Below are 11247 nucleotides of genomic sequence, written 5' to 3' on the forward strand. Positions count from 1 at the left end.
CTCACTGACCCCAGGCTAAATCTAACAGGCTTTCAGCCTTACAGATAGATTAGAATGACGATTCCTAAACAGATCAGAATAACGTCCCCTAAACAGATTAGAATGACGATTCCTAACGTATTAGAACAACGACCCCTAACAGATCAAAATAACGATCCCTAAACAGTTCAGAATGATAATTCTAATATCGAATTCACGTTAAATAACATCTTACCTATTCGCCGTTTCCCACTTATGCGCAACCGGACAATTCAGTTTCAACATTTGACTGCCTACCTGCACATTGAAATCGCCGGCTTCGAGCACCCATTTGCCGTCATATCCTACGAATGCCAGGTCGCTTCCTTTCACTTTCAGTGTAACGGTTTTGGTTTCGCCGGGCGCGAGTTCTACCTTGTCGAAAGCACGAAGGCGGCGGACATCCGGGGTGAGGGAGGCTACCAAGTCGCTAACGAATAACAGGACGCTTTCTTTACCGGCTACGGCGCCAACGTTCTTTACATCGATGGTGAAGGTCATTTCATCATTTGCAGTGAAGGACGATTTGTCTACCGTCAGGTTGCTGTATTGGAATGTGGTGTAGCTCAAGCCATAGCCGAATGCCCATTGTACGGACACTACGGCATCGTAGTCGTAGGCACCTTCCATGCGGTCCTGGTTTTCGCAGGGCTTGTAGTCGTAGGTGATGAGGGAGTTGACGTAGCGTGGATAGGTATAGGGCAGCTTGCCGCTTGGATTGGCATCGCCGTAGATTACGTTGGCCAGTGCATCGCCACCGTAGTTGCCAGGCAGGTAGATGTGCACAATGGCTTTGGCGAGCGGCACGATTTCGTCGATGATGCGCGGACGACCTTCGTTGAGGACAAGAACGATGGGTTTGCCGGTGGCGGCCAGGGCTTTCACCAGTTCGGTTTGATTGCGGGATAAGGTCAGGTCGTTGAGGTTGCCCGGGGTTTCGCAGTAGGAGTTCTCGCCGATGCAGGCAATGACTACGTCTACGCTGCGGGCGGCGGCAACGGCTTTGGCTATTTCGGGGGTGTTTTCTTCCCAGTATGCACCGCGTTCTTTGTAGGTTATGCCCGGTTCGTAGACGATGTGCTGGGTTCCGGCTTTGTTGGCGAAGGCTTCGAGGATGGTGTTGTACTCGCCGGCATATTCGTCGGCACGGTGCCCTTGCCAGGTGTACGACCAACCTCCGTTCAGGCAACGCATGGCATTCGCATTGGGTCCGGTGATTAGGACACGCTTTTCTTTGGCGAGCGGCAGGATGTTGTCGAGGTTCTTAAGCAGGGTCATCGACTCTTCGGCGGCACGGGTGGCTGCCTGGGCGTATGCCTGGCTGGCAAACTCGGGGTATTCGGCGATGTCCCAATGAGGGTTGTCGAACAATCCGAGGCGGAATTTCATGCGCAACACGCGGCGAACGGCATCGTCGATGCGAGAGGTCTTCACTTCGCCTTCTTCGACGAGCTGCTTGAGCAGTATGCAGAAGTCCCACGAGTAGGGGTCCATCGACATATCGACGCCGGCGTTGATGGCGATTTTGATGGCTTCTTTCTTGGTTGCGGCAATTTTATCGCGCGAGTAGAGGTTGTTGATATCGGCCCAGTCGGTCACGATCACGCCGTCCCAGTTGAGGTCTTCTTTCAGCCACTGGGTCATGTACTGGTAGTTGGCGTGGAAGGGCATACCGTTGTTCATACCGGAGTTGACCATGACGGAGAGTGCTCCGGCGCGGATGGCTTCGAGGAAGGGGGCGAAGTGGCGTTCGCGCATGTCTTGTTCGGAGATGTAGGATGGGGTGCGGTCTTTGCCGGAGAAGGGTGCGCCGTAGCCCATGTAGTGTTTGAGGCAGGCGGCTACGTGGTTCTTGTCGACCGTTGCGCCGTTTCCACCCTGGAATCCGACAACGGTTTCGCGTCCCATTTCCTGTACCAGGTACACGTCTTCGCCGAAGGTTTCCCACATGCGGGGCCAGCGGGCATCACGTCCGAGGTCGATGACAGGGGCGAAGGTCCAGGGAATGTTTCCGGCCCGGGTTTCGTAGGCAGAGATCTCGCCGCCTTCGCGGGCCAGGGCACGGTTGAAGGTGGCTCCCATATTGATGTTTTGCGGGAAGAGCGTTCCGCCGCGGGTATAGGTGGTGCCGTGGATTTGGTCTACACCGTATATGATGGGTATTCCGGTTTCCTGGATGGCTGCCTGCTGGAGGGTAGAGATGATGTACGTCCACTCCTCGCGGGTTTGCGGGGTGCTGCCGGGTGTGTTGAGAATGGAGCCGATTTTGTATTTCCGGATCACCGTGTCGAGCAGCGCCTCGTCAAACTCCATTGGTATGATGGTGTGGAACGTGCTGGTTCCTTTGCCTACGACGTCGATGGTGAGCTGGGTCATTTGGCCCACTTTCTCTTCGAGGGTCATTCCGCGAAGGATGGATTCGATTTTTTGCTCCATGTCCTTGTCCTGCGGAATGGCGAGAGGCGCATGGGTGGCTGGCTGCGTGCAAGCGCCCAGCATAAGGGCGGCGACGGCGAGTGATAGAAAGGGTTTCTTCATGGGTTAGTTGATTTGATTATTTGTTTATGCTAAAATGACGTGTCGCAAAGGGGAGGCAGGTGTAAAGTGCCTGATTCCAATATTCCCAGCCATGCCCGCCGTTGCGCACGCGGAACTCGCAGGGAATCTGGGCGCGGCGCATGGCTTGGGTGAATTCGATGTTCCGGTCGAGCAGGAAGTCGTCGTCGCCGCAATCAACAAACCAGGCGATGGTGCGGAGTTGTTCTTTCCGGCTCTCGTTGGCGTTGTTGACGTGTGCAACGCAGTCGTTCTCGATCACCGAGAGGTTCAACAGCGTGCGTTTATCTTTGGCGTTTTTATCGACCGGCCTTTCCGGGGGAAGGTTCATCAGGGCGCTCATGGCGTATACGGACGAGAACATGTCGGGGTGTTTCTGCGCATAGGCGGTAGAGCCGCCGCCACCCATCGACAATCCGGCCACGGCGCGGGTCTGCTTGCTTCCGATGACGCGGTAGGCGGATTCGATGTAGGGCAGGAATTCGGTGAAGAAGAAGGTTTCGTACGGCCATCCGGGCATGTCGAAGTATCCGTTCCAGGCATCGCTTTCTATGCTTCCTCCGGCACAGGGGGTAACGACAATCATTTCGCAGGCTTCGCCGGAGGCGGTGAGCAGGTCGAGAACGTCTTTGAGGTGTCCGCGCTCGTACCACTTAATGCTGGTGTCGGTCATTCCGTGCAGCAGGTAGAGAATGGGGTATTTCCTGTCTTTATCCGCCTCGTAGCTTTTGGGCAGGTAGATGGTGTATTCGCGATCGGCATTAAGCACTTTGCTAAAGATGCTCTTGGTTTCGACTTTGCTTTGCGCTCCGCGTTGGCCGGCGGCGGGCGCAGCGATCAACAAGAGGGCGATGAGGGCGAGAAAGTAGTACTTCTTCATGGTATTTTCGAGTTATGGAACAACGTAAAGGCTTTCGCCTTTTTATACTTATTTTGCAGTACAAACATACTGTTTTAGCTGCATAATTCAAAACAATCTTACGTGATTGTAGCGTCCGGCAATAACGTGACGTCACCAATGCTACTGGCATCCGGAGCAAATGGTACTGGCATACGGAAGAAATGCTAGTAGCATCGGCAGAATACCCTATTGCCCAAAACAACCGATTGGGTTGAAAAACAACCGAAACAACCCGATAATGAGAATGATAATGTAGATGAAGATGGTAATGAGAATGTTAATGGATCTATTTTAATAGATAACAAAGAAATACCCTCTAAAGAGGGTTTAAAGAAAGAAGCCAGGGCTTCTTCATGCATGCGCAGCTTTAATAAATTATTAATTGAATAAAATACAATGCCCTGTAACACCCTATACAACAGAGCATTAAAACAGCATCTCCCTCTAATTCCCCCTAACTCCCTCCAACTCCCCCTAACGTCCTGCCCCCAAATCTGCCGGTTGTACCTTTGCATCAAACGGAAGGGAGCGCGCCCCTTACCAGATAACTTAATAAAAAAACATTTATATGAAAAGAATAGTATATTACTTATGCTTCATGCTGTTGTCCACCAGCCTTTTGCGCGGACAATCGGCCAGGCCGTTACAGAACATACCCACTCCCGAAGCCTCCGGACTGGGTATTTACGGCAACACCCCTGTAGGATTATTCACCGGCGTACCCAACATTTCGGTGCCGTTGCACGAAATGAAAGTCGGCCCATACAGTTTCCCTATCTCCGTCAGCTACCACCTGGCTTCCGTCCGCCCCAATACCCAGGAAGGGCACCTCGGACTGGGTTGGAGCTTACTAACAGGAGGCTGCATCAACCGCACCGTACGCGGAGTGTACGATGAAAAACTTCACTCCGACGGCCATGCCCCGGGCTACTACGCCAATTACGCGAAGATGAAAAACATCACCCCCGAACAGTTTGCCGTCAAAACCCAAGACATACAGAAGCCCACGGGCTACTACGAGCTTTCGGCCGATGAATTCTCTTTCAACTTCGGCGGTTACTCCGGCAACTTCTACTTAAATGAAAACGGACAATGGGATGTCGTATCCGACCACGACATCCGGGTCGAGTTCAACGAAAGCGACGGATTCCTATCCCTCTCGCAACTGCGTTCCAACATCCTCACCAACGGATGGGGTGCCCGGTCGCAGAACCAACGGTTCTTCAACAAATTCACGCTGGTCACGCCCGACGGATGCCGGTACGAGTTCGGAGGAGTAAACGCCACAGAGTACAGCATACCCTACTACGCCCGCTACAACAGCGATCTGACGGCTACCACATGGTATCTCACGCGAGTAACCATGCCCGAAGGATGGAAGGTAGACTATGTATACGAGCCTTCGGGACCAACCTGTACGTTGAATTATGCCCCATCGCAAAGAATATTGTACGGAATGGAAACAACGCCGCAACCCATCGTTGCCGGACGGAATGCCCTTACAGGCTTTCTCCACTTCCCGGTGATGTTGAAAGAAATCCAAACACCAAACGAAACGGCAACCTTGAAGTACGCCCCCGCCCATCTTGAGCCCACACATATTGGCGATTACTTCCTGCAATGGAACTCTGGTGAAAATAACGGCAACTCAAGCAATGCCATAGACGAAGTATTTGCACAGTACGAAAACCCGGCCAATCAATTCCACTTGTTTCTGGAAGGAAGCCAAAGCGAGTCGGCAAGAAACAAATTCCGTTACCACAACCTGCATGCCATAGAGATCAAGTCGAACCTGAGCCTGTACAACTGCAAGACGTATTACTTCGAATATGTATTCAACACCCGGAAGAAACTATCGCTAATCACTGAAAGAACCGGCGCATACATAGAAGACACCTATTGGCAAACCGGTGGCGGAGTGGCATACATCAAATACAGAATACCACCAGTTCCGACAGACTATACACCCAAGGAATATCGCTTCCGGTATAATACCACACAATACCCGTTAGCGGCATAGCCAAAGAAGACTCGTGGGGATATTATAACGGCGGAACCGTTCAGCTGGCCGCCATACCATCATTCGATCTGGTATCGCCAAGCCTGATAAACACCCAAGCCGAAGTCCTGACGGAGATGGAATTCCCCACAAAAGGCAAAACACAATTCGAGTATGAGCTTCACAAGTACTCCAAACGGGTTGCACCTTCCTTCAATCAACTAGTCAACGAGAATGGAAGCGCCGGAGGACTGCGTGTCTCATCCATCAAAACCCTATCCGAAGATGGCAGTATACTATACACCAAAAAGTATTATTACGCTGAAAACAAATCCGCTTCAACGAGTAGTGGTATATTAAGGAACAAGCCGGTTTTCAACCTCACATACAATGCGCCTGGCAATATCAGCCTCAACCTGAAGTCCACAAACGGATTCAACAAGCCCATTACAAATATGAACTCACCTACCGTAGGCTATTCGTGTGTGATAGAAGAAACACTAGACAATCAGGGAACTTCGCAAGGGTATATCAAACGGCGGTATACAAACTTCGATACCGACATCTGGGGAGGGAACCACTTCGACGAGCCGGCTTATTATAATATGGTGTCGGGCGACAACTACATTGCACCCTTCTCCAGTAAGTCAATGGAACGCGGAAAACTTCTGTCGGAAGAATACTTCGACAAAGACGGAAACCCAATGGGGGTAAACCACCTGGGAACGGAGTATGTATACCTGTGGGGATATAACGGACAGTGCATGACCATGATGATAGAGAATGCAACCTACAACCGGGTCAATACACTACTCCAAGGATATACCAACAACCTGAAAGGAGCACACGAACGGCTGAACGAACAGCTTCCGGATGCTTCCGTGACCGTATATAAGTACACTCCCGACCTGAGGCCGGCAGCTTTCACCGGACCAAACGGCATGACACTCTACTATGAGTATGATCCGCTGGGCCGACTGACAGGGTCTTACATGGAAGAAGGAGAGCTACGGCAGAAGAAATACATAGATATATACAACTACAATTATTCGAACCAATAAAAGCATAAGATATATGAAAAAGATAATATTATTACTGTTGGCATGCCTCTTCTGCGGATGGCAAGCCACAAGGGCACAGCAAATAGAATTGCCTATCGAGGAAAGCCCGTTCGATTGCCTGCTCGCAGTAGGCATTGAGCCGAACTCCACTTATTCACATCAACTCAAGTACTGGTCCGATCGCAGCTACTGCAACAACCAGCATGGCATATACATATACCTGAATGTGCCCATGAAGCTGGAAATTATTTGTTCCGGGATATCGGGTAAAAATGCCCGGGAGTACGGTGTTATACTGCATGACTCCAACCGTATGCCGATACTTAAAATGCCAGGCGATTCCGAATATGATCTACTCCCGGATTCTTACTACCTGATCATCACAAAGCAAAGGCTAACAATTCCGATTGATCCCATCCTACCCCTTGCCTCGCCTGCTGCGGCTACTACCTATGCAGCCTCAGAACCGGATTATGCTGCAACGGTCACGATCCGCAGCACAGCAACCGGCACGCCTGTAAAGGACTGGACCGAATGTTATTTCGACTCGGAATCCTCGCCCGTAAACTGGGCCAACGCATCCATCGAACCCAACAACCAGCTTGGTGGTAATTCAGATTTGTTGCTCAACCGGTTTGCACACAATTACGTAGCCCACTTCGTTTCGCACAACGGCAGCAAAACCTCAGGCAACCTGACCATGCAATATTTCGACGGCATAGGACGGTCTACCCAAACCGTTAAAGCCGGTGCTTCGGGCAGCGGACAAGCCGATTTGGTTAGTCTGCAAGAATACGACGGCTTCTCGCGTCAGTCCAACACCTGGCTACCGGCTGTCGTTGCCGCAGGGAACGGAAATCCCGTATCGCCCGAAACGCTGAAAAGCAAAACCCGGACAAGTTATGACGGAGATCTCAAACCCTATGCCATGCCCCAATACGAAGCCTCTCCGCTTAATCGTGTACAGAGGCAGTATGGACCCGGAAACCAGTGGCACGAAGCAGGCCGTACAGTAAACACCCAATACCTGACCAACGCAGCAGGCAATGATACCCTGAACTGTATTCATTACACCGCTACCGACGAAAGTACGCAAAACCTCACGCAGAAACTCGTCCACATGGGGAACTATGCTACAGGCAAACTTCAAGTCACCTGGACACGCGATGAGGATGGTCACGTATCCATGGAATTCACCGACAAACAGAACCGCGTGTTGCTCACCCGCAAACTGGAACATAAAGACGGACAGACCATACCGCACGATACGTATTATATTTACGACGATCTGGACAATCTAAAAATGGTTCTTCCACCCATGGCTTCGGACAATTTCCACCTGCAATCCACTTGGTATAGCAACACCAGTACCCCTTTGTTACAATACGCCTACCTGTACAAATACGATAGCCGGAAGCGATTGATTGCCAAGAAACTACCCGGAGCAGAATGGACCTATTACATCTATGACGAATCCGACCGATTAATCTTTACGCAAGACGGCAACAGACGCACAGCCAGCGAATGGACATTCACCATCGCCGATGGACTGGGACGGCCTTGCCTGATGGGAACATGCATTAACCTCATGGATGTATTCGCCAACCCGTTGCAAGGAAAGTTAGTACGGGCAGAATGGAAGAATGAAACCAACAGTTACAAAGGATACGCACTAAGTGACACCGAACTAATATTTCCAACCATCCAGAGTGTGAACTATTACAACAGTTATGCATTTATTGGAAAGAACAGCGTACCTACTTCCTTAACATACATAACCCTAACCGATTATAATACCCGCCAGGAATCCGTAGAAAAAGGACTACCCACAGGGACCATCATCGCACAAACCAATTCGGAAGGCGTCGTTGGCAATTATCTATACTCAGCAGTGTATTATGACAACAGAGGGAGAGTGGTACAAAACCGGGCAACCAATCATTTGGGAGGACTGGATGAGGAGTATATCGCCTGCAATTACATCGGGCAACCTACTAAAAGGAAGTTGGTACATTCGGCTACAGGGAAATCTCCTCAAGCCCAGGCGTACAGATACGTGTACGACCATGCGGGAAGACTGACACATACATACTATAAATATGACACAAACCCTGAGTTCCTTTTGGCACAGCAACAGTATGATGAGTTAGGGCGACTGCAAACCAAAAAACAGCACGGAAGCGCGATTGATCCAACTGTCTACGCCTACAACATACGCGGCTGGGTCAAAGAGATTACCAATAATCGCTTCACCCAAAACCTGTATTACAACACAGGCTATGGCACGCCTTGTTACAATGGCAATATTAGCTCCATGACCTGGAAAGCAGGTACAGAAAGCACCATGCGCGGCTACAAATTTATCTACGATAAACTAAGCCGGTTATCAGAAGCCAATTACGGCGAAGGAACCACCATTACCGCCAACTCTAACCGGTCATTCTCCGAAATAGTAACAGCCTATGACAAACATGGAAACATGCAAGGGCTTAAACGCTATGGAAACACCGGCTCGTCAAATAAGTTAATAGATGATCTTTCATTCGGGTATATGGGTAATCAATTGAAGTATGTCAACGATGCTATTGCAGAAACATCCGTAAGCCAGAGTTTCCATTTCATGGACAAAAGCAAAAGTACCGGAAATGAATTTACTTATGACAGAAATGGCAACATGGTCACAGATAATAACAAAAACATTACCAGAATTCAATATAATATTTTAAATTTGCCTAGGAAGGTTCAACTCTCTACTGGTAGGCTAGTTAAGTATACGTATGACGCTGCAGGTATTAAACGTAACGTAACCCACCAAGGTGCAGGAGTAAACAAATCTACCGACTACTGCGGCACAGTGATCTATGAAAACGGGATACTCAACAAAATTCTGACAGAAGANCGTAACCCACCAAGGTGCAGGAGTAAACAAATCTACCGACTACTGCGGCACAGTGATCTATGAAAACGGGATACTCAACAAAATTCTGACAGAAGAGGGGTACATCACTTTTGTAGGAACCACACCGACCTACCATTATTACCTAAAGGACCATTTAGGAAACAATCGTATAGTATTGCACCAAAACGGTTCAACAGTAGAGCAGGTAAACCATTACTACCCTTTCGGCGGATTATTTGACCAAACAGCCGAAACACTACAAACCTACAAGTATAATGGCAAGGAACTGGACAGAACGTATGACATAGACTTGTATGATTACTCGGCCAGGTATATGGATGGTGCACTGGGCAGGTTCACGACGATGGATCCAATGGCGGAGAAGTATTATGGAATTAGTCCGTATGCGTATTGTGCGAATAATCCAATGAGGTATGTGGATCCGACGGGGATGGAGCCGGAGGATGATGGTATGTGGACTAAATTAGGACATTTTTTAAAAGACTTATTCTCTATCAAGATTGATACAAGTTCAGAAGAAGCTGGAGCAAAAACTTCTGAAAGGTATAATCAACAATTGGAAACAATAGAAAACATTACAGAAGGGGTTGAAACCTTTAATACTACTGCTGCTATGATAATGCCTGCTTCTTCTGTTGTTGAGCTTAGTGCAGCAGTGTTTGCAGGAGCAAGTGCAGAAACGATTGGCGTAGCAGCGGTATCTGTTGCAGTTGATGTAGTAACCGGAGGAAAAGGAAAAGCTGTTACACAATTTATTTCTCTTTCTGATATAAAAAGGATTGAAAATGCTGCAAGTAAAATAGGGAAAACTATTAATGTTGTTGGTAGTCGAGCTGTGCCTGGGAAAGTAGAGAATGGGATTAACGTAGCTAAAGGCACTCCTGCTGATTGGGACTATGTTATAGAAGGGATGACAAATAAAGAATGGAAAAAAATAAAGAATTCACTACCTGGAGCTAAATCAAATATAGACAATACTCCGCGAAATATTGATGTCTTTGACAAATTAGACAAAAGCAAACCTTATATTCCCATTCATCCTAAAAACAAATAATTATGGAAAAAATAGATGAATTGTTAATCAATCAATATGCACAAGAAGTAATAGCTATTGAACTCATTTTAAAGCGTTTCAACGAGCTCACATTGGACGAGAAGAGAGAGTATCTATCGCTATTTATCGGGTATTTTATTATCCAATCGAAACCTTTTGATAGTGATATACCAAAAGCTATTGAAGAAAGTAAACTGAAACCAACCTATACTCCTTGTATCATGATAAAAAAAGGAGTAGCTACTCACAATTTGCTTACTATATCAAAACTGCCAGAAGATGAGCTTAATAAAGTTCTGAGACTCTTTCTTTCAATATTTAAAATAGCGTATTTAAGGCGTTATGAAGAAGAGAAAGAGAACACCAACAAATGGTGGTATTGGGATTTATCAGATAAAAACAATGTAGATAAAATTCTTAATAGATAATATCTGTCCTACTGGGAAGTAAGTTTGTTTACAAATCTTCTTAACGTTAAGTAGCTACCATACTTCAAGATGTGGTAGCTGTTTCTTTTATATATCGTTGGAAATTATCTGTACTCAGCTGTGTATTACGACAACAGGGGAGGGTGATACAAAGCCGGGCAACCAATCAAAAGGAAACTGGTGCATTCGGCTACAGGGAAATCTCCTCAAACCCAGGCGTACAGATACGTGTACGACCATGCGGGAAGACTGACACATACATACTATAAATATGACACAAACCCTGAGTTCCTTTTGGCACAGCAACAGT

The 11247-nt window shown here is 48.2% G+C and carries 7 protein-coding genes; 5 read left to right on the forward strand and 2 right to left on the reverse strand.

Going from position 1 to position 11247, the window contains the following annotated elements:
* Nucleotides 1-210 precede the first annotated feature (210 nt).
* Both D0T87_RS00385 and D0T87_RS00390 read right to left on the reverse strand, forming a co-directional pair.
* Nucleotides 211-2556, reverse strand: coding sequence for a glycoside hydrolase family 3 N-terminal domain-containing protein (locus tag D0T87_RS00385; RefSeq protein WP_163171725.1), 2346 nt, complete (start codon nt 2554-2556; stop codon nt 211-213).
* A 16-nt stretch (nt 2557-2572) separates the two neighbouring features.
* Complete coding sequence (locus D0T87_RS00390; RefSeq protein WP_163171727.1) at nt 2573-3454, reverse strand: esterase family protein; 882 nt, start codon at nt 3452-3454, stop codon at nt 2573-2575.
* Nucleotides 3455-4043: 589 nt separating this feature from the next.
* Between D0T87_RS00390 and D0T87_RS00400 the strand changes: the two genes are divergently transcribed.
* The 5 genes from D0T87_RS00400 (at nt 4044) to D0T87_RS00420 (ending at nt 10937) form a co-directional block, all read left to right on the forward strand.
* Nucleotides 4044-5495 carry a hypothetical protein gene (locus D0T87_RS00400; RefSeq protein WP_163171731.1) on the forward strand — a complete coding sequence of 484 codons (1452 nt, stop codon included), beginning with the start codon at nt 4044-4046 and terminating at the stop codon, nt 5493-5495.
* 116 nt (nt 5496-5611) lie between these two features.
* Nucleotides 5612-6535 (forward strand): hypothetical protein, encoded by a 924-nt coding sequence (locus D0T87_RS00405; protein WP_163171733.1) that lies wholly within the window; start codon nt 5612-5614, stop codon nt 6533-6535.
* Nucleotides 6536-6548: 13 nt separating this feature from the next.
* The gene (locus tag D0T87_RS24435) at nt 6549-9497 is read left to right on the forward strand and encodes a DUF6443 domain-containing protein (protein WP_163171735.1); all 2949 of its coding nucleotides are present in this window, start codon (nt 6549-6551) and stop codon (nt 9495-9497) included.
* Nucleotides 9487-10509: an RHS repeat-associated core domain-containing protein gene (locus D0T87_RS00415; RefSeq protein WP_163171737.1), complete on the forward strand. Its 1023-nt coding sequence runs from the start codon at nt 9487-9489 to the stop codon at nt 10507-10509. Before D0T87_RS24435 ends, D0T87_RS00415 begins: the two co-directional genes overlap by 11 nt.
* A gap of 2 nt (nt 10510-10511) precedes the next feature.
* A complete protein-coding gene (locus tag D0T87_RS00420; protein ID WP_163171738.1) occupies nt 10512-10937 on the forward strand; it encodes a DUF5958 family protein in 426 nt (141 codons plus the stop codon).
* Nucleotides 10938-11247 lie beyond the last annotated feature (310 nt).

It is taken from the genome of Bacteroides sp. 51 (assembly GCF_010500965.1).
Taxonomy (GTDB): domain Bacteria; phylum Bacteroidota; class Bacteroidia; order Bacteroidales; family Bacteroidaceae; genus Bacteroides.